At 65.3% G+C, this 20,669-nt stretch carries 21 protein-coding genes; 7 read left to right on the top strand and 14 right to left on the bottom strand.

Going from position 1 to position 20,669, the window contains the following annotated elements; genetic code table 11:
- Positions 1-27 precede the first annotated feature (27 nt).
- Positions 28-1,335, bottom strand: a complete 1,308-nt coding sequence (purB, locus tag G3T14_RS13410; protein WP_163643051.1) for an adenylosuccinate lyase — start codon at positions 1,333-1,335, stop codon at positions 28-30.
- 463 nt (positions 1,336-1,798) lie between these two features.
- Between purB and G3T14_RS13405 the strand changes: the two genes are divergently transcribed.
- Positions 1,799-3,940, top strand: coding sequence for a TonB-dependent siderophore receptor (locus tag G3T14_RS13405; RefSeq protein WP_163643050.1), 2,142 nt, complete (start codon positions 1,799-1,801; stop codon positions 3,938-3,940).
- A gap of 60 nt (positions 3,941-4,000) precedes the next feature.
- Here G3T14_RS13405 and G3T14_RS13400 read toward each other — a convergent pair whose 3' ends face one another.
- The 4 genes from G3T14_RS13400 to hemB form a co-directional block, all read right to left on the bottom strand.
- Entirely contained in the window at positions 4,001-4,747 is a 747-nt protein-coding gene (locus G3T14_RS13400) for an arginyltransferase (protein ID WP_163643049.1), read from the bottom strand.
- 111 nt (positions 4,748-4,858) lie between these two features.
- Complete coding sequence (locus G3T14_RS13395; RefSeq protein ID WP_163643048.1) at positions 4,859-5,344, bottom strand: RDD family protein; 486 nt, start codon at positions 5,342-5,344, stop codon at positions 4,859-4,861.
- A gap of 100 nt (positions 5,345-5,444) precedes the next feature.
- Complete coding sequence (locus G3T14_RS13390) at positions 5,445-5,825, bottom strand: hypothetical protein (RefSeq protein ID WP_163643047.1); 381 nt, start codon at positions 5,823-5,825, stop codon at positions 5,445-5,447.
- Positions 5,822-6,880, bottom strand: coding sequence for a porphobilinogen synthase (gene hemB, locus G3T14_RS13385; protein WP_163643046.1), 1,059 nt, complete (start codon positions 6,878-6,880; stop codon positions 5,822-5,824). Before hemB ends, G3T14_RS13390 begins: the two co-directional genes overlap by 4 nt.
- Positions 6,881-7,054: 174 nt before the next feature.
- On the opposite strand from hemB, the gene G3T14_RS13380 reads away from it, so the two are divergent.
- The 3 genes from G3T14_RS13380 to G3T14_RS13370 all read left to right on the top strand — a co-directional run bounded on the left by G3T14_RS13380 (position 7,055) and on the right by G3T14_RS13370 (position 9,277).
- A complete protein-coding gene (locus G3T14_RS13380) occupies positions 7,055-8,116 on the top strand; it encodes an enoyl-CoA hydratase/isomerase family protein (RefSeq protein ID WP_163643045.1) in 1,062 nt (353 codons plus the stop codon).
- A gap of 16 nt (positions 8,117-8,132) precedes the next feature.
- A complete protein-coding gene (locus G3T14_RS13375) occupies positions 8,133-8,600 on the top strand; it encodes a DUF6163 family protein (RefSeq protein ID WP_163643044.1) in 468 nt (155 codons plus the stop codon).
- Positions 8,601-8,764: 164 nt separating this feature from the next.
- Positions 8,765-9,277: a winged helix DNA-binding protein gene (locus G3T14_RS13370; protein ID WP_163643043.1), complete on the top strand. Its 513-nt coding sequence runs from the start codon at positions 8,765-8,767 to the stop codon at positions 9,275-9,277.
- 184 nt (positions 9,278-9,461) lie between these two features.
- On the opposite strand, the gene pqqA (G3T14_RS13365) is transcribed toward G3T14_RS13370, so the two are convergent.
- Both pqqA (G3T14_RS13365) and pqqA (G3T14_RS13360) read right to left on the bottom strand, forming a co-directional pair.
- Positions 9,462-9,551, bottom strand: a complete 90-nt coding sequence (gene pqqA / locus G3T14_RS13365) for a pyrroloquinoline quinone precursor peptide PqqA (RefSeq protein WP_056092902.1) — start codon at positions 9,549-9,551, stop codon at positions 9,462-9,464.
- A gap of 59 nt (positions 9,552-9,610) precedes the next feature.
- A complete protein-coding gene (gene pqqA / locus G3T14_RS13360; RefSeq protein ID WP_056092902.1) occupies positions 9,611-9,700 on the bottom strand; it encodes a pyrroloquinoline quinone precursor peptide PqqA in 90 nt (29 codons plus the stop codon).
- Between the two features lie 508 nt (positions 9,701-10,208).
- Here pqqA (G3T14_RS13360) and mgtE point away from each other — a divergent pair.
- The gene (gene mgtE, locus G3T14_RS13355) at positions 10,209-11,579 is read left to right on the top strand and encodes a magnesium transporter (protein ID WP_163643042.1); all 1,371 of its coding nucleotides are present in this window, start codon (positions 10,209-10,211) and stop codon (positions 11,577-11,579) included.
- Positions 11,580-11,592: 13 nt separating this feature from the next.
- Here the strand turns inward: mgtE and dinB are convergent, their stop codons facing one another.
- Positions 11,593-12,693 (bottom strand): DNA polymerase IV, encoded by a 1,101-nt coding sequence (gene dinB / locus G3T14_RS13350; protein ID WP_163643041.1) that lies wholly within the window; start codon positions 12,691-12,693, stop codon positions 11,593-11,595.
- A 183-nt stretch (positions 12,694-12,876) separates the two neighbouring features.
- On the opposite strand from dinB, the gene G3T14_RS13345 reads away from it, so the two are divergent.
- Entirely contained in the window at positions 12,877-14,031 is a 1,155-nt protein-coding gene (locus G3T14_RS13345; protein ID WP_163643040.1) for a dimethylmenaquinone methyltransferase, read from the top strand.
- A 54-nt stretch (positions 14,032-14,085) separates the two neighbouring features.
- On the opposite strand, the gene G3T14_RS13340 is transcribed toward G3T14_RS13345, so the two are convergent.
- Positions 14,086-14,628, bottom strand: coding sequence for a TetR/AcrR family transcriptional regulator (locus tag G3T14_RS13340; RefSeq protein WP_163643039.1), 543 nt, complete (start codon positions 14,626-14,628; stop codon positions 14,086-14,088).
- A 59-nt stretch (positions 14,629-14,687) separates the two neighbouring features.
- On the opposite strand from G3T14_RS13340, the gene G3T14_RS13335 reads away from it, so the two are divergent.
- Positions 14,688-15,164, top strand: coding sequence for a DUF4188 domain-containing protein (locus G3T14_RS13335; protein ID WP_163643038.1), 477 nt, complete (start codon positions 14,688-14,690; stop codon positions 15,162-15,164).
- Between the two features lie 69 nt (positions 15,165-15,233).
- On the opposite strand, the gene G3T14_RS13330 is transcribed toward G3T14_RS13335, so the two are convergent.
- From G3T14_RS13330 to cyoA, 5 genes are all read right to left on the bottom strand, one after another.
- Positions 15,234-15,983, bottom strand: a complete 750-nt coding sequence (locus G3T14_RS13330) for an SURF1 family protein (protein WP_163643037.1) — start codon at positions 15,981-15,983, stop codon at positions 15,234-15,236.
- Positions 15,984-16,038: 55 nt separating this feature from the next.
- Positions 16,039-16,434, bottom strand: a complete 396-nt coding sequence (gene cyoD, locus G3T14_RS13325) for a cytochrome o ubiquinol oxidase subunit IV (protein WP_163643036.1) — start codon at positions 16,432-16,434, stop codon at positions 16,039-16,041.
- Positions 16,431-17,060, bottom strand: coding sequence for a cytochrome o ubiquinol oxidase subunit III (gene cyoC / locus G3T14_RS13320; RefSeq protein ID WP_163643035.1), 630 nt, complete (start codon positions 17,058-17,060; stop codon positions 16,431-16,433). The genes cyoD and cyoC overlap by 4 nt, the downstream gene beginning before the upstream one ends.
- A gap of 4 nt (positions 17,061-17,064) precedes the next feature.
- On the bottom strand, positions 17,065-19,068 hold the full coding sequence (gene cyoB / locus G3T14_RS13315) for a cytochrome o ubiquinol oxidase subunit I (protein WP_163643034.1): 2,004 nt from the start codon (positions 19,066-19,068) through the stop codon (positions 17,065-17,067).
- Positions 19,069-19,222: 154 nt separating this feature from the next.
- On the bottom strand, positions 19,223-20,398 hold the full coding sequence (gene cyoA, locus G3T14_RS13310) for a ubiquinol oxidase subunit II (RefSeq protein WP_163643033.1): 1,176 nt from the start codon (positions 20,396-20,398) through the stop codon (positions 19,223-19,225).
- Positions 20,399-20,669 lie beyond the last annotated feature (271 nt).

Here is a 20,669-nt window from a genome sequence, read left to right as displayed (position 1 = left end):
GTTCGACGCAGGATTCGTGCAGGCCGGTCAGGCTGCTCCGAAGACCCGCGAAAAGATCGTATCGACGTGCTTGAAGTGGTAGCCGAGATCGAAACACTCCTCGATCTGTTCCGGGGTCAGCGCGGCCGTCACGTCGGCATCGGCCTTGAGAAGGGTGAGGAAGTCGCCCTCGCCACGCCAGACCGGCATCGCGTTGCGCTGGACGAGGCGGTAGGCATCCTCGCGCGAGGCGCCGGCTTGGGTCAGAGCCAGCAGGACGCGCTGCGAGTGGACGAGGCCACCGAGCTTGTCGAGGTTGCGCTGCATCGTCTCGGGATAGATCAGCAGCTTGTCGATGACGCCGGTGAGGCGCACCAGGGCGAAATCGAGGGTGATCGTGGCGTCAGGCCCGATCATGCGCTCCACGGAGGAATGCGAGATGTCGCGCTCGTGCCAGAGGGCGACGTTCTCCATCGCGGGCAGGGCGTAGGAGCGCACCATGCGGGCGAGGCCCGTCAGGTTCTCGGTGAGCACCGGGTTGCGCTTGTGCGGCATCGCGGAGGAGCCCTTCTGCCCCTCCGAGAAGAACTCTTCGGCCTCGAGCACTTCGGTGCGCTGGAGGTGCCTCACCTCGATGGAGAGGCGCTCCACGGAGGAGGCCACCACGCCCAACGTCGCGAAGAACATCGCATGGCGATCGCGCGGGATCACCTGCGTGGAGACCGGCTCGGGGGTCAGCCCCATCGCCTTGGCGACGTATTCTTCAACGCGCGGATCGATGTTGGCGAAGGTGCCGACCGCGCCCGAGATCGCGCAGGTGGAGATCTCCTCCCGCGCGGCGACGAGACGGGCGCGGGCGCGCTCGAACTCCGCATAGGCCTGGGCGAGCTTGAGGCCGAAGGTCACCGGCTCGGCATGGATGCCGTGCGAGCGGCCGATGGTCGGCGTCATCTTGTGCTCGAACGCCCGGCGCTTGATCGCGGCAAGGAGCGCGTCGACATCGGCGATGAGCAGGTCTGCGGCGCGCACGAGCTGCACGTTGAAGCAGGTGTCGAGCACGTCCGACGAGGTCATACCCTGGTGGACGAAGCGCGCCTCCGGCCCGACGATCTCGGCCAGATGCGTCAGGAAGGCGATGACGTCGTGCTTGGTCACCGCCTCGATGGCGTCGATGCGGGCCACATCGAACACCGCGTCCCGGCCCTTCTCCCAGATCGTGTCGGCGGCCGCCTTGGGCACAACGCCGATCTCGGCCAACGCCGTCGTGGCATGGGCCTCGATCTCGAACCAGATCTTGAAGCGGGTCTCGGGCGACCAGATCGCCGTCATCGCAGGGCGGCTGTAACGGGGGATCATCGGACGCCTCAAGTCTCACGCAGGGGATATGCGCCGCGCCTAGCACGCGCATGCGGACCGCTCAACGCAGTGCTGATTCTGGGCAGCCCAGGCGCAGACGGATCCTGGCGCCCCTATCTCGCACGCGGCGCACCGGGGCTGATCCGCGTCGCGGTGGCGGCGCCCCTCTGAGCGGTCTCTCCCGCGTCGGACCGTCCCATAAAAGCAACACGGGAGCCAAGAGCAACACAATCTAGAATAGGTCCAAGCTTACGTTTCGAAACAAAATTTCTAAACGTATCAAGCGCCTTGAACGCAAACTTCCAATCGTTCTTAGAAGCAATTTAAAAGAAACGCGGGAATTGGGCCGCCCGCCTGCTTGTCCGCACCACGCATCCCGTTAGAGCGATCAGATCGCCTCAGACTGAAAAAGTAGAGGTGCAAGACCATAGAAATACGAGCGAATAGCGGGCGGCCACCGACGATGTTTGTTAATGCTAAGTCACGGATCCTTGCAGCCTTAGTCTGTAGCACGGCCCTCACGGCTGCGGCGCGGGCGCAAGGCATCGTTCCTCCCCGGCTGAATGCGGTCGATGCCGTAACCCTCGATCAGCTCAGCGTCGAAGGGCTGAACGGCAACACCGTCGGCTACCTGACGCGCGCCACGCGCAGCGCGACGAAGACCGACACCCCACTCATCGACACGCCGCAATCGATCACCATCATCGGCCGTCAGCAGATCCGCGACCAGAACTTCCAGAACCTCACGGAACAGCTGCGCTATGTGCCGGGCGTGATCCCGGCTCAGGGCGAGAACAACCGTGACGAAGTCGTCATCCGCGGCCAGAAGTCGAACGCCGACTTCTTCGTCAACGGCGTGCGCGACGACGTGCAGTATTACCGCGACCTCTACAACATCGAGCGGATCGAGGTGCTCAAGGGTCCCGATTCACTGATCTTCGGTCGCGGCGGCGGCGGCGGCGTGATCAATCGCGTCCTCAAGGAGGCGGACGGTCTGCGCGTGCGCGAAATCGTGGCCGGCTTCGGTCAGTTCAACCAGAAGCGCGTCGCCGTGGATGTCGGCGACCGCGTCAACGAGAACGTCTTCTTCCGCCTGAACGGCGTGTTCGAAGACAGCGAGACCTACCGGCAGTTTGGTGATCTGCGCCGCTACGGCGTCAACCCGACGATGACCTTCCTCATCGATCCGCAGACCACCCTGAAGCTGTCCTACGAGTACTTCCACGACGATCGTTTCCCCGACCGTGGCATCCCCTCGCAGTTCGGCCGTGCCTACAACTATCGGAACAACATCCGGACGTTCTTCGGCAACCCCGACCTCAACGTCACCAAGGTCGACGCCAACATCGCCACCGCGATCCTCGACCACGCCTTCGACAACGGCGTGCAGATGCACAGCCAACTGCGCTTTGCCGATTACAACCGCTATTACAGCAACACCCTACCGGGCGCTCCGGTCAACAATGCCGGCACTCAGCTCTCGATCACCGGCTACCGCAACGAGACCGACCGAACCAATTACTTCAGCCAGAACGACTTCACCTACAAGTTCCTCACCGGCTCTGTGAAGCACACCCTGCTCGGCGGCTTCGAGCTCGGCTATCAGGACGGTCTCGTCTTCCGGCAGACGGCGTTCTTCAACAACGTCGCCACCAGCGTCGTCGTGAACCCGATGTCGCCGCTCACCCGCGTGCCGGCGACGTTCCGCAACAACGGCACCACCGACGCGAACAGCCGCTACGATCTGGGGCTCGCCGCCGTCTACCTTCAGGACCAGATCGAACTCAACGATTACGTCCAAGTCGTCGGAGGCCTGCGCTTCGACCATTTCGACTTCTCGTCGCAGAGCCGCACCACCAACGTGACCACCGCGCAGACCGACGATCTCGTCTCGCCGCGCGCCGGCCTCGTCATCAAGCCGCTGCAGAACCTCGCCTTCTACGGCAGCTATAGCGTGTCCTACCTGCCGAGCTCGGGCGACCAGATCGGTGCCTTCACGCCGGGCCTGGTGATCGCGGCGCCGGAGAAGTTCCAGAACCTCGAAGTCGGCGTGAAATACGACGTCACGCCGCGCATCCAGCTCACCGGTGCCCTGTACAACCTCGATCGCACCAACCAGCGCCTACCCGACCCCAATAATGCCGGCTTCTTCATCCTGTCGGGCAAGACCAACACGCAGGGTTTCGAGATCGGAGCCAACGGCTACGTCACCGATTGGTGGCAGGTGGCCGGCGGCTACGCCTTCACCGATGCCCGCATCGACAGCGCCGTCTCGGCGACCATCGTCAAGGGCAACACGGTTGGTCTCGTGCCGTTCAACAGCTTCTCGCTGTGGAACAAGTTCGACGTGACCCAGGAATTCGGCATCGGAATCGGCGTCATTCAGCAGTCGCACACCTACGCCACCTCCGACGATACCGTGCGCCTGCCGAGCTACACCCGCGTCGACCTGGGCCTGTTCTACACCTTCAACGAGTCGGTGCGGGCGCAGGTCAACATCGAGAACCTGTTCGATCGGCGCTACATTTATACCGCCGACAACAACCAGAACATCACGCCGGGCGCGCCGCGCACCATCCGGGCGCAGATCATCGCGCGGTTCTGACGCTCTCGTCGGACGAGTCCGAAACCCAGAAACGGCCGGTCGAAGGACCGGCCGTTTTTGTTACTCCACCCGCTGCCAGCCCGGCCCCATCAACCGCTCCTGCGGCTTGAAGCGCGCCTTGTAATCCATCTTGCGCGAGCCCTGGACCCAGTAGCCGAGATAGAGATAGGGCAGGCCGAGCTCGACGGCGCGGCGGATGTGATCGAGGATCATGAAGGTGCCGAGCGAGCGGTGCGCCTCGTTCGGCTCGTAGAACGAATAGACCATCGACAAGCCGTCGGAGAGCACATCGGTCAGGCACAGGGCCACCGTCGGCCCGATGCCACGGCCGTTGATCGCGGTGTCGGGTCCGCGCCGGCGATACGCCACCAGGTGGGTGTCGACATGGCTGTCCTCGATCATCATCGCATAGTCGAGCACGGTCATGTCGACCATGCCGCCATCGCCGTGACGGGCATCGAGGTAGCGCCGGAACAGCGCGTATTGCTCCGAAGCCGGCCGGTTCGGCTCGGGATTGCCGACGAGGTCGGCATTGCGCTGGAGGATACGGCGCTGGCTACCCGAGGGCACGAAATCAGCGACCACCACCCGCACCGAGATGCAGGCGCGACAGGTCTCGCAGGCCGGCCGGTAGGCGATGGTCTGGGAGCGGCGAAATCCGCCTTGCGTCAGGATCTCGTTGAGGTCGCGGGCGCGCCGCCCGACGAGATGCGTGAACACCTTCCGCTCTTCCTGCCCCGCCAGATACGGGCACGGGGAGGGGGCCGTCAGATAGAATTGAGGGGTGTCGCGCGGATGGCTCGTCACGTGGGGTGTGGCTCGCGGCGGCGTGAGGCGCAACCCGCCCCACGTCTTGAGTGTATCCGCAACCGAGGCCGGCTCAACACCCCCGCCTCGCGTCACGCGACAATATTGTCGTCACCCGACCCGCACGATCGCGAGCCCCAGGAGAAGATCGTGCCCAAGGCGTCGATCCGAGCGCAGGAGGCCGAACAGGATGTCAACCGCCCAGAGCAGGAAGGTCGTGACTGCCACGTAGAACAGCAACGCGTGCACGCCTGCGGTGATGAAATCGACCCGTGTTCCGCTGCCGGGGGTGACGACGCGCAGGCCCATCATCCGCATGCCCCAGGTGCTCTGGGCCGAGCCGCCCACCGTGAGGGCGCTGTAGAGAATTCCGCTCGCCGGCAGGATCGCGAACAAGGTCCAGCCGAGCCCGAAGGTCACGATCCCGATCAGGGTGATCGCCAGGGTGAGCACAGCGGTGAAGCCGAAGATGAACAGGATATCGAGGAGATAGGCGACGAAGCGGGCACCGAGGCTGGCCCGTACCATGGGGAGCGGCATCGGCGCGGCGTAGCCGCTCTGGAGGCGGTCTGCGTAACCTGGGGGCGTTTCGAGCATGACGGCGCTCCTCGGGCGGGGCGGCTGGGGATTGTCATGAGGTGGGAGTGCTGCCGTCGAGTCTCAAGATCGCCCGGACGTGACGCCGGACGACGGTCCGTCAATGAGCGGCGGTGACAGGGTCGTCGGCCGCCGCCTCCGGCGTATCGAGATAGTAGCGCTTCAAGAGGTAGAGGGCCGCGCCGTTCATCGGACCCTGCTCGGTGGAGACGCCGAGAAGCTCAGCCCCGGGCCCGAATCCGCACACGACCCGGCGCTGGCGCGCCGACCGGGAGCCGCCGCCGATGACGGCGTAGTCGACCTGGAGATCGTCGCTCGCCCGCAGGGCGCCGATCCGCAGGATCCTGACGGTACTGTCTGCGGGCGCGAGCGCCGGCACTAGGCGCCGACAGATCGTGGCGCGCTGCTGGTCCACCGAACTCTCGCAGGCGGCCAGACCGAGGAGCGGGAGCAGCCCGAGCGCGAAGGCGGCCCGCCTCACGCGCCGCTGCGCAGCCGTTCGGCGACACGGGGGGCGTAGTAGGTCAGCACCCCGTCGGCGCCGGCGCGCTTGAAGGCCAGAAGGCTTTCGACCATGGCCCGATCTCCGTCGAGCCAGCCATTGCGGGCGGCGGCCTCGATCATCGCGTATTCGCCGGACACCTGGTAGGCGAAGGTCGGTACGCCGAACGTTTCCTTCACCCGGCGGATGATGTCGAGATACGGCAGGCCGGGCTTCACCATCACCGAATCGGCGCCCTCGGCCAGATCGAGGGCGACCTCGCGCAGCGCTTCGTCCGAGTTGCCGGGGTCCATCTGGTAGGTGCGCTTGTCGCCGACCAGAGCCGCCTGGGTGCCGATCGCATCGCGGAACGGGCCATAGAACGCGGACGCGTATTTGGCCGCATAGGCCATGATCTGGACATCGCGAAAGCCGGCCTTGTCGAGACCGATCCGGATCGCGCCGACCCGCCCGTCCATCATGTCGGAGGGCGCGATGATGTCGGCGCCGGCTTCCGCCTGGATCAGGCTCTGTTCGACGAGCAAAGCCACGGTTTCGTCGTTGAGGATCGCGCCGTCCTCCAGCAAGCCGTCATGGCCGTGGCTGGTATAGGGGTCGAGCGCCACGTCGGTCATCAGGCCGAGTTCGGGCACCGCTTTCTTCACCGCCCGCACCGCCCGGCACACGAGATTGTCGCGATTGAGCGATTCGGAGCCGGTGGGATCGCGCAAGGACGGCTCGGTGTAGGGAAAGAACGAGATCGCCGGGATACCGAGGCGGGCCGCCCGTTCGGCCTCGCGCACGATCTCGTCGACGCTGAGCCGCTCGACGCCGGGCATCGATGCGATCGGCTCGCGCCGGCCGCTGCCCTCGATGACGAAGAGCGGCCAGATCAGGTCGTCGACCGTGAGCGTATGCTCGCGCACCAGGCGGCGCGACCATTCGGACTTGCGGTTGCGGCGCGGACGCTGAGTGAGGCCGAGAGAGCCGGGCTCGCTGCTCGCCTTGGCGGTCGCGACGGCCAACGGGCGCGGAGTCGGAATCTCGTCGGACATGATCTCGGACTCTGTGATCGGGGCTCACCCCGGCTTCGAGGACGGCAAGCGGCGTAACACATCCGCAAAACCAACAGGAAGCCGCAGTTGCGCCGCAGGGTGGCCGATGCGGCGGAGATTGACGAGGGCCGCCGAAACTTCGTCTAAGCAGCGCTCCCGGGAGAGAGTCGAGTGATGGCGGAGGCGGACGAAGCGGACATCCTGTTCGAGCAGCGCGGGGCGGCGGGCCTCGTGACGCTGAACCGGCCGCGCGCGCTCAACGCCCTGACGCCGGTCATGATCGCCGTGCTGCACACGCAACTCGAAGCCTGGGCGCAGGACGACGACGTCACCCGGGTGGTGGTGCGCGGCGCAAGTGGGCGCGCATTCTGCGCTGGCGGCGATGTCCGCACGATCTACATGCTCGACCGCGCCGGCAAGGATGCCGAAGTGCGCGACTTCTGGCGCGCGGAATACAGCCTCATCGCCCTGATCGGACGCTACGCGAAGCCCTACGTCTCCCTGATCGAGGGGATCGTAATGGGCGGCGGCGTCGGACTCTCGGTGCACGGCAGCCACCGGGTCGCCTGCGCCTCCTACGGTCTGGCGATGCCCGAGGTCGGGATCGGCCTGTTTCCCGATGTCGGCATGACCTATGCGCTGCCGCGCCTTCCCGGCCGGACCGGGACTTACCTCGCGCTCACCGGTGCGCGGATCGGGCCTGGCGATGCACTCGCCGTCGGACTGGCGACGCATTACGCGGCGGCCACCGATTTCGACGCCCTCGTCGCGGCTCTGGCCGGGGGAGGGGCGATCGACACGATCCTCGGCGCTCACGCAGCGCCCGAGCCGGCGCCGGGCGTGCTGGTCGAGGAGCGCGCCGTCATCGATCGGGCCTTTGCCGGCGAGAGTGTCGCCGACGTGCTGGCGCGCCTCGATGCGGCCGCTGCCGCCGGCTCCGCCTTCGCCGCAGATGCAGCGGCCTCGATGCGCAGCCGCTCACCCACCAGTCTGTCCATCGCCCACGAGCAGATGCGGCGCGGGCCGGACCTGACCCTTCCGCAGGCGATTCTCACCGAGTTCCGCCTCGCGATCCGGGCGATGCAGGGTCATGACTTCTTCGAGGGCGTACGCGCCATGCTGATCGACAAGGACGGCGCTCCGGCCTGGCAGCCGCCGCGCCTGGAGGACGTCTCGCCGGCGGCGGTCCAGGCGGCCTTCGCGCCGCTCGACGGCTTCGAGCCCGGTTTCACCTGAACAGGGAAGGATGCACGTGAGGGGACTGACCAAGGTCGGCGGCCTGCGCGACGCACGCGGCCGCATGAACGAGGCCGGCGGCGACCGGATCGAGCGCTCGCCGCAGGCGACGCAGACCGGCTGGGACGTGGTGCTGATCTGGTTCATGCGCCTCACCGCCTTGCTGTGGCTCGGCAAGGCGGTGGCGACCTGGGCCTCGATCCTCGACGTGATGCCCGGCGCCCGGCCGTTCGAGGTCGAGCCCATCGGCCGCCAGACGGTGATCGTCTACTTCGCGGTGATCGACGCCATGGCGGCGGTGGGCCTGTGGCTCACCAGTGCGTGGGGCGGCGTCGTCTGGCTTCTGGCCGCCACCAGCGCCCTGACACTTGCGGTTCTCACCCCGCATCTGCTGCCGATGTCCGCGCCTTATCTCGGTGTACAGGCAAGCATCGTGGCGCTGTACTTCGTGCTGTCCTTCCTGGCTGCCCGCGAAATTCGGTGAACGAGACCTTACGATAATCGCTTCATCTTGTATTTACCGACAGAGGTAAATCGCAAATTCATCGTATCGCTTAAACCGTCTTTCATCCGTGACTCGTAGGTTGGCTTCATAAGCGGTGGCGAAGAACACCGGCTCCGAAACGAACAAACCTGACGAGGCGCGCGATGAAGTCCCAGGCAGCTAAGGTTATCGAGACCAATACTTCGGCCGATACCGGCACCGCACACGGCTCGTACCTCGAGGCACTGCATCTCGTGGAGCGCCTGCACCGCCGCCTCCTCGACGTGATCAAGGACGAGTTCGAGCGCCGCGAGCGCGAGGACGTCAACAGCGTCCAGGCGCTGCTGCTCTACAACATCGGCGACAAGGAGCTGACCGCGAGCGAGCTGCGCACCAAGGGCTACTATCTCGGCTCGAACGTCTCCTACAACGTCAAGAAGCTCGTCGAGGCCGGATACCTCCACCACGCCCGCTCGAAGACCGATCGCCGCTCGGTGCGAATCAGCCTCACCGACAAGGGCCGTCAGATCCACGACATCATCGAGAGCCTCTACGACAAGCACGCCCGCACCATCCAGCCGATCGGCGGCATCTCGGACGACGATTTCGGCCGGCTCAACGTGGCGCTTAACCGCCTCGAGCGCTTCTGGACCGATCAGATCCGCTATCGCCTGTAGATCCCGGCACACGCCGCACAGCGAAAGGCCGGACGGCAGAGCATGCCGTCCGGCCTTTCGCTGTTGGGATGTCAGTGATGCGATTTCGTCCTCGGCGCGCGACCGGCACCGACCGGACCCAGCGCTCAAACGAAAAGGGGCGCCATCCCTTCGGATGACGCCCCTCTCGGACCAGACGGCCTTCTTAGTTGAAGGTGTCGATCTCAGCCGACTCGTAGCTGGTGACTTCCATGCCGACGCAGATTTCTTGAACGATGGGGGCAGACCACTTCATGACGTCTCTCCTGGTTGGTTGGGATAATGCGAACCTGAAGCCCTGAAGGGCCGGTGCGCTCAGTTGAAGGTGTCGATCTCAGCCGACTCGTAGCTGGTGACTTCCATACCGACGCAGATTTCCTGGACGATGGGGGCGGACCACTTCATGGCGTAACTCCTTGCGTGTTCAACACCCTCTATGTGCCATTACATTGGGCGCAATTCAAGCGGACCCTACACTTATATTTCTCATAAGAAACGCGATTGTGGGCACCAGAACGGTCTCTCCACGGCGATCCTCGCAGGAATTCGCTGGAATTTCAGAGATATGGTGCCGTATCCCCAACTTTGCGCGGCCACCGGCTTCGATTGCATCCTGGGGACGGCGCGCTCGGTAGCGGCGGGGCTGCACGCATCCTCGACAAAATGGTTGAGCACTCGGTTTCCCGCTTGACGCCTTCCGGACCGAAGCGCACTCACGCGCCGCCTGCCGGTGTTCCGCGCGATGCGCCCATGGCCCCCTCTCCAACGAATCCGATGCCCAGCGACAGTCCCGACCGACCTTCCATGCCGTGCGCGGCCGCCCTCGCTTCGACCGCCTGACGCTCACCAGGGCTTGCGCGGCCTCGCCGCGATCGGTCGCCCACGGCCGCATTGCCCAGAGTGAGGTGTGCCCATGAGCGAGACCGCTCCGTTTCCGGCCAACGTCAATCCGTCCGCACTGGCCGCGCGCCTCGCCGATGAACGTGCACCCGATATCGTCGAGGCCCTGAACGAGGAGGCGCCCGAGGTCGCCGCCGCCATCCTGCTCGGCCTGCCGCACGACCGCGCCGTGGAGGTGCTGGATCAGCCCGAGCTCGACTGCGCCGCCGACATCATCGAAATGCTGCCGCGCGACCGCGTCGCCTCCTACCTGTCGGGGATGTCGGCGGACCGGATCACCGACATCTTTCGCGAGATCGAGGAACCGGGCCGCTCCGATCTGCGCGCACGGCTCGATGCCGAGACACGCGGTGCCGTCGATCGCTTGAGCGTCTACGGCGAGGAGAGCGTCGGCTCGCTGATGACCACCGAATTCGTCACAGTGCCGGGCACCTTCACGATTCAGCAGACCCTCGACCATGTCCGCCACGTCGAGAAGACCCGCGAGACGATCTACTCGATCTTCGTGCTCGATCCGCGCACCCGCGCCCTGACGAAGGCGGTTCCGCTACGCCGCCTGATCTCCGGCAACCCGGACGACAACGTGCTGAGCGTGGCGCCGGGCCGTCGCCCGCTCGCGGTCTCGCCCACCGCGAGCCGCGAGGAAGCCGCCCGCCTGATCTCGAAATACGACCTCCTGGCGCTGCCGGTGATCGATGCGGTCGGCCACGTCATCGGCATCGTCACCGTCGACGACATGATCGACGCCATGGTCGAGAAGCAGACGCAGGACGTGCAGCGCTTCGGCGGCATGGAGGCTTTGCCCGAGCCCTACATGGATATCGGCTTCTTCACGATGATCCGGAAGCGAGCCGGTTGGCTCTGTGCCTTGTTCCTCGGCGAGATGATGACCGCCACCGCCATGCAGGGCTTCGAGGGCGAGCTCGAGAAGGCCATCGTACTAACGCTGTTCATCCCGCTCATCATGAGCTCGGGCGGCAATTCGGGCAGCCAGGCGACCTCTCTGATCATCCGGGCGCTCGCATTGCGCGAAATCCGCCTGCGCGACTGGTGGCGCGTGGCGCTTCGCGAGATGCCCACCGGCCTCGTACTCGGCGGCATCCTCGGGGTGATCGGCATCGTCCGCATTGTGGTCTGGCAGAAGACCGGATTGTACGATTACGGGGTGCACTGGCCTCTGGTGGCGGCGACGGTGGGTGCCGCCCTGGTCGGCATCGTCACCTTCGGCTCGCTCACTGGCTCGATGCTGCCGTTCCTGCTCCAGCGCCTCGGCTTCGATCCGGCCACCGCCTCGGCCCCGTTCGTGGCGACCCTCGTCGATGTCACCGGATTGGTGATCTACTTCTCGGTGGCGATGCTGATCCTGAAGGGTACGCTGCTGTAGATCCACCTGCCCGTCACAGGCCGAGGCCGAGTTGCTGCGGCGCCTCGGCCGGCCCGTGCTGCAACGCCGACAGCGAGACACCCAGCAGGCGCACGCTGCGCCGGAGCGGAAACACATCGCGCAGCAGCGCTAGGCTGACCCGCTCCAGGGTCTCCCGGTCCGCGACGAAACCCGGAACCGAACGGGCCCGGGTGATCTGCTCGAAATCGGCGAACTTCACCTTGAGGGTCACGCTCCGGGCGCGGACATCCTTGCTGGTGCAGGCAGTCCAGACCTTGTCGAGGATCGGCTCCAGCCGTTCGGCGAGTACGGCGTAGTCCGAGGCATCGTCCGAAAACGTCGATTCGGCGCCGATGGACTTGCGGATGCGGTTGGCCCGCACCGGGCGTTCGTCGATGCCGCGCGCCACCCCGTAATAATACTGCGCCGAGGAACCGAACTGCGCCGTGAGGGTCTCTCGGCTCAGCGCGCGCAGATCGCGGCCGGTGGCGATGCCGAGCGACTTCATGCGTGCCTCGGTGACCGGACCGACCCCGTGGAAGCGGCCGATGGGCAGGTCCGCGACGAAGCGGGGCCCCATCTCGGGCGTGATCACGAACAGCGCGTCGGGCTTGCGGAAGTCGGACGCCACCTTGGCCAGGAACTTGTTGTACGAGACGCCGGCCGAGGCGACGAGGCTGGTCCGCTCCAGGATGGCGGCGCGGATCGCACGGGCGACCTCGGTGGCGGTGGGCAGGCCCTGGAGGTTTTGGGTGACGTCGAGATAGGCCTCGTCGAAAGCCACCGGCTCGATCAGCGCCGTGTGCTCGGCGAAGACCGCCCGGATCTGCTCCGAGATCGCCCGGTAGACGTCGAAACGCGGACGCACGAAGATGAGATCCGGGCACAGCCGCCGCGCGGTGACGGAGGGCATCGCCGAGCGCACGCCGAAGGGCCGCGCTTCGTAGCTCGCCGCCGCCACCACCCCGCGCTCGCGCGAGCCACCCACCGCAATGGGTTTTCCGCGCAAGGCAGGGTCGTCGCGCTGCTCCACGGAGGCGTAGAACGCGTCCATGTCGATGTGGATGATCTTGCGCAACGGAGCAGTGCTCGCCCCGGAATCGTCGGTATCCATCGCTCCCGTCTCGCTGGCGAGGATCGGCTCGTGTTCGTGCTATGTTCTGGAATGATCGGTGATGATCCGAGGGTCAACCCTCTGAGAACGCCGCTCCACCGCCGATCGCGCCGCGGAAGGCCTCGCCGCCCGGCGCCGGCTGCCGCATAAGGACGCGTTGCCCAAAGCCGATAGGACAGGCCGTTGAACGTCACCCAGATCACCCATCACGACCTCGACGGCTACGGCGCCTCCACCGTCGTCGGCACCTTCGTCGACGTGTCGCGGATCGTCCACGTGCCGCGCTATTCCGATGTCGGCCCGGTGGTCGAGGCGGAGTTGAAGCGCCTCGGGAAAGCGCCCGTGCCGGAGATGATCGTGATGACCGATCTCGGTCTCGAGCCGGTGGCGGTCACCTTCATCCGGAACTTCGCCGCGATGAACGGCCGGCGCGATGCAGGCACGCGTCATCGGCTGATCGTGCTCGACCACCACGCCTCCTCCATCGACCAGATGCGCGAGCAGGGCCTCGCGCCCACCCTCGACGCGGCCAACCCGAATCTCAGCCGATTCGACCTGTCCGATTCGGACACCACGGTGCTGATCGACGCCGATTGCTGCGCCACCCGCATGGCCTATGAGCACCGCGCCCTCTACGCCACGCGGGAGGCCGCGGACGTCGCGGACCTGGAAGCCCTCGTCGCGGCGGTGGATGCGGTCGACCTGTGGAAGAAGGACCGGGCGACCTTCATCGGCGGCTTGAGCCTCGACGAGGTGTTCTGGGACAACGTCTCGAATCTCGTACCCATCGGCCATCCGTGGCACGACCGCTTCGTCTCCGCACTCCTGAGCGCAGTGGCGGGCCGCCTGCGCACGGGCGCCACCCCGTCCGAGATCGAGGCCTCGGTGGGCGAGATCCGGAAGGGTATCGTCGATGCGTTCCTGGCGGACGAAGCCACCGACGACCGTAGCCTGACCACGCGGATGCGGATCGCCCGCGTCCTCGCTCGCTCCGATCTGTTCCGCCCTCTATCCGACGGGACCCTGATGTCGTTCGGGCTCGATTCCGGGATGTTCCAGCGCGTCTCCGATCTCATCATGGAGACCGGCAAGGCCAAACGTGTGCTCAACGTCCAACGCACCGGGTCGATGTCGTTCCGCTCCAACAACGAGACTGCACTCGATGGCGCGCGCCGGTTTCGCGGTGGCGGCCACAGGGACGCAGCCGGCGGCAAGCTCACCAGCGGCTCGGCGTTCTCCCTGGCCGACGCCATCGCGCAGGTGGAGCCGGTTTTGAATCCACCCGCCCCCGATCCGTCGGCAAGCCCATTCGCGGCCCTGAAGAACTGGAAGGCCTGAAGTCCAGCCTCCGAGGCGGCATACCCGCCTGACCGAACGGGACATCGCAAGCGATCAGCGCCCGACGATGGCCGCGGTCAGCAACATCAGGACGGATCGGTCCGCTTCCGATCCGGCCTCGATCCTTCGGTCGAGCCGGAGGGTCGCCAGGCCATGCACCATCGCCCAGCAGCCGAGGGTGCTCACCTCGCTGCTGTCGGGCGCAACGCTGGCGACGCGCCGGGCCAGGACCGCATAGGCGCTCATGCCCGCAGGCTTGGGGATGCAGGCCAGGTCAACACTGGCGAACATCAGGCGAAACAGGCTCGGCCGGCGCTGGGCGAAGGCGATGTAGGCCAAGCCCTGCTCGACCAGCGCCGCGCCCCCCTCCGCCCGGGCATCGGCGACTTCCAAGACGTCGCGCAGCTCCGCAAAGCCCTGCGCTGCCACGGCGCCCAGGAGTGCCGCCTTGTCCTCGAAGTGCCGGTAGGGCGCCATCGCGGAAACGCCGGCGGCCCTGGCAACGCTGCGCAGGCTCAGATCCGCAGGGCCATTGCCGAGAAGGCCTATGGCCTCCCGGATCAGCGCCTCGCGGAGATCGATACGCTCGTTCTTCACCTGTTTACACCGTAAACTTGATCCCGTATGTTTACGTTGTAAACTTCGGAGGTGTTTCCATGCAACCAGCTGCCCTGCGGGAGACTGTGGACCTGTCGGCTTACCCCGACCTGATCGTGATGCTTCTCGGCCTGAAGGTGAAGCGACCGCGCGCACTCCTGGCCATGAGGGATGTCGGACGCGGGCTGGCGGCGATCCGGCGCGATCCGCCCGACGGCCTCCTGGCGAACCAGAACTTCCTGTTCGGCTGGAACCATGTCGGCATCCGCCAATATTGGCGCGACTTCGAGAGCCTCGAACACTTCACCCGGCAGGCCCCACACGCGGTGTGGTGGAAGAGCTTCCTGAAAGACCCGCGCAGCTGCGGCTTCTGGCACGAGACCTACAGCGCGCGCGGCGGTATCGAGGCGATCTATGTGGAGATGCCCGAGCGCACCGGCCTCGGCACCTTCGCCCCGATCCGCACGCCGGTCGGGCGCTTCATGTCGAGCCGCGATCGCCTTCAGGACGATGCGGCGAGTCGGTCCGGTAGGTGATGAATGTTCGCAGGTGTCGAGCGATCGCGTTGACCTGTCCGACCCATCCGGCATCACCATCACGGACGATCAGGGGGATCGTTCGCGCGCATCGCGAAACACGTAGATGGCTGCGCCAGCGACCATCAGGGCCAGCGCATACCAGGTGATGGCATAGACCAGATGATTGTCGTGGAACGCGATGACCGTCAGGCCGCCGATCGGCAGAGTGCCGGACTTCGCCGTCGCATCGGCGTCGATGAAGTAGGGCGCCACATCGGAGAGGCCGCGCGCCGCCGCGATGGCGGCAACGTCGCGGGAATACCATCGATCCGCGGATGGATCGTTGGCGCGCAGGAAACCGCCCTTGGGCTCCGACAGGCGCAGCAATCCGGTGATCGTCGTCTGCCCGTTGCTGTCGCCGGATGCCCGATCGCTGGAAGCGCGGCGGTCGGACGGTACGAAACCGCGATTGATCAGGATGGTGGCGCCGTCGTCGCGCAGGAGCGGAGTCATGACCCAGTATCCGCCGCCCAATTCGGTGACGGCCTGGACCAGTGTTTCCGCGTCGTACCGGAGGAGTCCGGTGGCACTCACCCGGCGATAGGCATCGCGGTCCGCAGTGACATCGGGCCATTCGGCTCGCGCAGGGGCGGGGAGGGCATCGGCATGAATCCGCGCCTCGACGCGGGCGATCAGATCGCGCTTCCAGCCCATCCGCTCGATCTGCCAGGTCCCGAGCCCCGCCAGGGCGGTGAACAGCAGCAGCGCGCCTGCCCCGAAGATCAGGTAGAACGCTATCCCGCGCTTGCGGGACGGCGTTTCGACGGGACGATCCATCGGGATCCGTCTCACCACATCGACCGGAAGCGTCTCACCCGGTTCGGCATCATGCTCAGGGCATCTGATGCTTCATGTCCATCGGCGACATCGGCATCATGTTGGTGTTGAGATGATACATTACCCAGATCGAACCGGTCAGCGTGATGACCACCAGGGTCAGGGTGAAGATCAGCGCCAGGAAGTTCCAGCCGCCCTCCGACTTAGTGTTCATATGGAGGAAGTAGACCATGTGGACGATGATCTGGACCACCGCGAGGGCCATGATCACCAGGCCGGTGGTCTGCTTGTTGCCGAGCGCGTCGGTCATCACCAGCCAGAACGGGATCGCAGTGAGGATCGCCGCCAGCACGAAACCGGTGACGTAGCCCTTCATCGAGCCGTGAGCGGCACCATCGCCATGATCGTGATGGTCGTGAGCGCCTTGATTCGAATCCGTCGCGGCGCTCATTGCAGCACTCCCATCAGGTAGACGAAGGTGAAGACGCCGATCCAGATGACGTCGAGGAAGTGCCAGAACAGGCTCAGGCACATCAGCCGGCGCTTGTTCTCGGGCACCAGGCCGCGCTGGTTGACCTGCACCATCAGGATCACGAGCCAGACGATGCCGAGCGTGACGTGCAGCCCGTGGGTGCCGACCAGCGTGAAGAACGCGGACAGGAAGGCGCTGCGCTGCGGGGTGGCGCCCTCATGGATCAGGTGCGCGAACTCGTAGAGCTCGATCCCGACAAAGGCGAGGCCGAACAGGCCAGTGATGGTCAGCCAGATCAGCGTGTTCTTCTGCTTGCCCTTCTCCATCTCCAGCATGGCAAAGCCATAGGTGATCGAGGAGAACAGCAGCATCGTGGTGTTCACCGCCACCAGCGGCAGCTCGAACAGATCCTTGGGGGAAGGGCCAGCAGCGTAGTTGCGGCCGAGCACCGCGTAGGTGGCGAACAGGACCGCGAAGATGAGACAATCGCTCATCAGGTAGATCCAGAAGCCGAGCATCGTCCCCTGTTCGGGGTGATGCTCTTCTTCCAGGTAGAAGGTCGTCGAGTCGGGCTGGCCCGCGGCGGTTTTCATTGGCGTCGACATGGCCTCAGACGTGTCCCGCGAGCATCTTGGTGCGCTTGTTCTCGGCCCCCATCACCGCATCGACGGGGATGTAGAAGTCGCGGTTGTAGTTGAACGTGTGCACGATGGTGACGGCGAGCATCGCCACGAAGGTCGCGGCCGCGAGCCACCAGATGTACCAGATCATCGCGAACGCGAAGACGATGCTGATCATTCCGAGGATCACGCCGGTGCCGGTGTTGCGCGGCATGTGGATCGGCTTGAAGCCGTGCAGCGGACGGCTGTAGCCGCGGCGCTTCATGTCCCACCAAGCATCGCCGTCATGCACCATCGGGGTGAAGGCGAAGTTGTAGTCCGGCGGTGGCGACGAGGTCGACCATTCGAGGGTGCGGCCCCCCCACGGGTCGCCGGTCACATCCCGCAACTCCTCGCGTTTCACGAAGCTGACCACCAGCGTCATGATGAACGACAGGATGCCGAGCAGCACCAGCACGGCGCCGAATGCCGCGATCACGAACCAGATCTGCAGCGACGGATCGTCGAAGTGGTTGAGCCGGCGCGTCACGCCCATGAGGCCGAGCACGTAGAGTGGCATGAAGGCGAACCAGAAGCCGGTGAGCCAGAACCAGAACGACGTCTTGCCCCAGAACGGATCGAGCTTGTAGCCGAAGGCCTTGGGGAACCAGTAGGTAATGCCCGCCAGCATGCCGAACAGCACGCCGCCGATGATCACGTTGTGGAAATGGGCGATGAGGAACAGGCTGTTGTGGAGCACGAAGTCGGCCGGGGGCACGGCGAGCAGCACGCCGGTCATGCCACCGACGGTGAAGGTTACCATGAAGCCCAGGGTCCACAGCATCGGCACTTCGAACCGGATGCGGCCTTTGTACATCGTGAACAGCCAGTTGAAGATCTTGGCTCCCGTCGGGATCGAGATGATCATGGTGGTGATGCCGAAGAACGAGTTCACGGAGGCGCCGGAGCCCATCGTGAAGAAGTGGTGCAGCCACACCAGGTACGACAGGATGGTGATGACCACCGTGGCATAGACCATCGAGGCGTAGCCGAAGAGACGCTTGCTCGAGAAGGTCGAGACGATCTCAGAGAACACGCCGAAGGCCGGCAGGATCAGGATGTAGACCTCCGGATGTCCCCAGATCCAGATGAGGTTGACGTACATCATCGGATTGCCGCCGAGGTCGTTCGAGAAGAAGTGCGTGCCGACGTAACGGTCGAGCGACAGCAGCGCGAGAACGGCGGTGAGGATCGGGAAGGCGGCGACGATGAGGATGTTGGTGCACAACGCCGTCCAGGTGAAGACCGGCATCTTCATCATGGACATACCGGGCGCGCGCATCTTCACGATGGTGGCGATCAGGTTGATGCCGGATAGCAACGTCCCGATACCGGCGATCTGAAGCGCCCAGATGTAATAATCGACGCCGACGCCGGGGCTTCCCGCGGGGCCCGACAGCGGCGGATAGGCCAGCCAGCCGGTACGGGCGAACTCGCCGACGAACAGCGACACCATCACGGTGAGCGCGCCGCTCACCGTCATCCAGAAGCTGAAATTGTTGAGGAACGGAAAGGCCACGTCGCGGGCGCCGATCTGCAGCGGCACGACGAAGTTCATCAGGCCCGTGACCAGCGGCATCGCCACGAAGAAGATCATGATCACGCCGTGGGCGGTGAAGATCTGGTCATAATGGTGCGGCGGGAGGAACCCCTCGTTGGCACCGAAGGCCATCGCCTGCTGCGCCCGCATCATCAGCGCGTCGGCAAAGCCGCGCAGCAGCATGACGAGCGCCAGGATGACGTACATGATGCCGATCTTCTTGTGATCGACGCTCGTCAGCCACTCGCGCCACAGGTAGCCCCAGAGGCGGAAATACGTGACGGCGCCGAGCACGGCGAGTCCGCCGGCGGCGACGCCCAGGAAGGTGATCAGGACGATGGGCTCGTGATACGGGATCGCTTCGAGCGTGAGACGCCCGAAGACGAGCTTCTGAAGATCCAGATTGGAGAACATGGGATCCGCTCGTTGTGGTTCATCTGCGGCCCGGCATGCCGGGCTTCGGGCCCCTCGCGCCGAGACCGGAACCGGCCTGCCGTCGCAAGACGCATGGAAGACGAAATCATCGCTGCGTCCGGGCTGTAAGCCTGCTCGGACGCGTTAGTGTTGACTACTGGTTCAACTGCACGGGCGCGGGCCCGTCATGCTTCATGTCCGGCATGGAGTGACCGTGATGCGGATCGGGCGTCTCGCTCGAACCCGTCGGGCCGCTCTTCACGCCCTCCGGCTTCTCGTCGCTTCGCGCCGCCCGCCCGGAGGCCGGAGCCGTGGCGGCCTCTGCCTCGTCGCCGGCAACGGCGTGGCGGTTGTCGTATTCGAGCCGCTCCCGATTCGCGTGGCTCTCCTTGCCGCCGCCGCCCATGGCATCGATGTGCATCATCTCGCTCATGCACATCTTGCCCGGAACAGCGCACATATTGAGAATGGAGCGGTAGAGCCCGTCGTCCACTGCGGAGAAGTAGCGCACCGGCTCCTGCTCACTGGGCTTCTCCAGCGTCAGATAGTCCTGTCGGCTGAGCGGCTTGCCCTGCGCCTTCGCCTTGGCGACCCAGGCCGCGAAGGCGTCGTTGTCGAGGCCATGGAACTTGAAGTTCATCCGCGAGAAGCCGGATCCGCTGTAATTGGCGGAGAACCCCTCGTAGACGCCGGCCTTGTTGATCACGGCGTGCAGCTTCGTCTCCATGCCGGGCATGGCGTAGATCTGGCCGGCGAGCGCCGGGATGTAGAACGAGTTCATGATCGACGAGGAGGTGATCTTGAACGTGATCGGCCGGTCCACCGGCGCGGCAAGTTCGTTCACCGTCGCGATGCCCTCCTCGGGGTAGAAGAACAGCCACTTCCAATCGAGGGCCACCACCTCCACCGTCAGCGGCTTCACGTCGGGGGACAGGGGCCGGGACGAATCGATGCGCGAGAGTGGCCGGTAGGGGTCGAGGGTGTGGGTGCTGATCCAGGTCAGCGCGCCGAGCGCGATGATGATCACCAGCGGCGCGGCCCAGATCACCACTTCGAGCTGCGTCGAGTGGTGCCAGTCGGGATCGTAGGGCGCGTCGGTGTTCGACTGGCGATAGCGCCACGCGAACAGCAATGTCAGTGCGATCACCGGAATGATGATCAGCAGCATCAAGCCGGTGGAGACGAGGATCAGGTCGCGCTGCCGCGCGGCGATGTCACCGGCGGGTTGCATCACGACCAGGTTGCAGCCGGACAGCAGGCCGGCCAGGGGAATGAGCGCGAAACCGCGCAGGAATCCGAGGGGCGAAAGTCCGAGGGGTCTGAGCGACATCTGATCGGCTGGCTGGATTCCAGAGGAAACGGCTTCCGTCCTCGCTCTAGCACCGTGGGGCCCGAGCAACGACCATCGCTTCCTGCGCCGCAGCAGGCCCCTCTGACAAGTGCGACCAGATTCCTCCAGCCGGTCGCTTTAAGCATGGCTGAAGTGATTTCGACCCTGTAGCCTGCGCTATGAGCACGAGGTTTCCGGTTTGAACCGTGCCGGCGCGCGCCGAACGCATCGCTTTGACGCAGGATGACCGCGCCCCATAATCGGTTTATCC

Origin of the sequence: Methylobacterium sp. BTF04 (assembly GCF_010692745.1) — a bacterium.
Lineage (GTDB): Bacteria > Pseudomonadota > Alphaproteobacteria > Rhizobiales > Beijerinckiaceae > Methylobacterium.
The sequence above is the reverse complement of the archived record's forward strand: the minus strand, read 5'-3'. Positions and strand labels throughout refer to the sequence as shown.

Coding starts and splice junctions, on each gene's coding strand:
- G3T14_RS13380 (WP_163643045.1), top strand. CDS start 7,055: ATGGCGGAGGCGGACGAAGCGGACATCCTGTTCGAGCAGCGCGGGGCG.
- G3T14_RS13405 (WP_163643050.1), top strand. CDS start 1,799: ATGTTTGTTAATGCTAAGTCACGGATCCTTGCAGCCTTAGTCTGTAGC.
- G3T14_RS13335 (WP_163643038.1), top strand. CDS start 14,688: ATGCAACCAGCTGCCCTGCGGGAGACTGTGGACCTGTCGGCTTACCCC.
- pqqA (WP_056092902.1), bottom strand. CDS start 9,700: ATGAAGTGGTCCGCCCCCATCGTCCAGGAAATCTGCGTCGGTATGGAA.
- G3T14_RS13330 (WP_163643037.1), bottom strand. CDS start 15,983: ATGGATCGTCCCGTCGAAACGCCGTCCCGCAAGCGCGGGATAGCGTTC.
- hemB (WP_163643046.1), bottom strand. CDS start 6,880: ATGTCCGACGAGATTCCGACTCCGCGCCCGTTGGCCGTCGCGACCGCC.
- pqqA (WP_056092902.1), bottom strand. CDS start 9,551: ATGAAGTGGTCTGCCCCCATCGTTCAAGAAATCTGCGTCGGCATGGAA.
- G3T14_RS13370 (WP_163643043.1), top strand. CDS start 8,765: ATGAAGTCCCAGGCAGCTAAGGTTATCGAGACCAATACTTCGGCCGAT.
- cyoC (WP_163643035.1), bottom strand. CDS start 17,060: ATGTCGACGCCAATGAAAACCGCCGCGGGCCAGCCCGACTCGACGACC.
- cyoB (WP_163643034.1), bottom strand. CDS start 19,068: ATGTTCTCCAATCTGGATCTTCAGAAGCTCGTCTTCGGGCGTCTCACG.
- cyoD (WP_163643036.1), bottom strand. CDS start 16,434: ATGAGCGCCGCGACGGATTCGAATCAAGGCGCTCACGACCATCACGAT.
- G3T14_RS13395 (WP_163643048.1), bottom strand. CDS start 5,344: ATGCTCGAAACGCCCCCAGGTTACGCAGACCGCCTCCAGAGCGGCTAC.
- mgtE (WP_163643042.1), top strand. CDS start 10,209: ATGAGCGAGACCGCTCCGTTTCCGGCCAACGTCAATCCGTCCGCACTG.
- purB (WP_163643051.1), bottom strand. CDS start 1,335: ATGATCCCCCGTTACAGCCGCCCTGCGATGACGGCGATCTGGTCGCCC.
- dinB (WP_163643041.1), bottom strand. CDS start 12,693: ATGGATACCGACGATTCCGGGGCGAGCACTGCTCCGTTGCGCAAGATC.
- cyoA (WP_163643033.1), bottom strand. CDS start 20,398: ATGTCGCTCAGACCCCTCGGACTTTCGCCCCTCGGATTCCTGCGCGGT.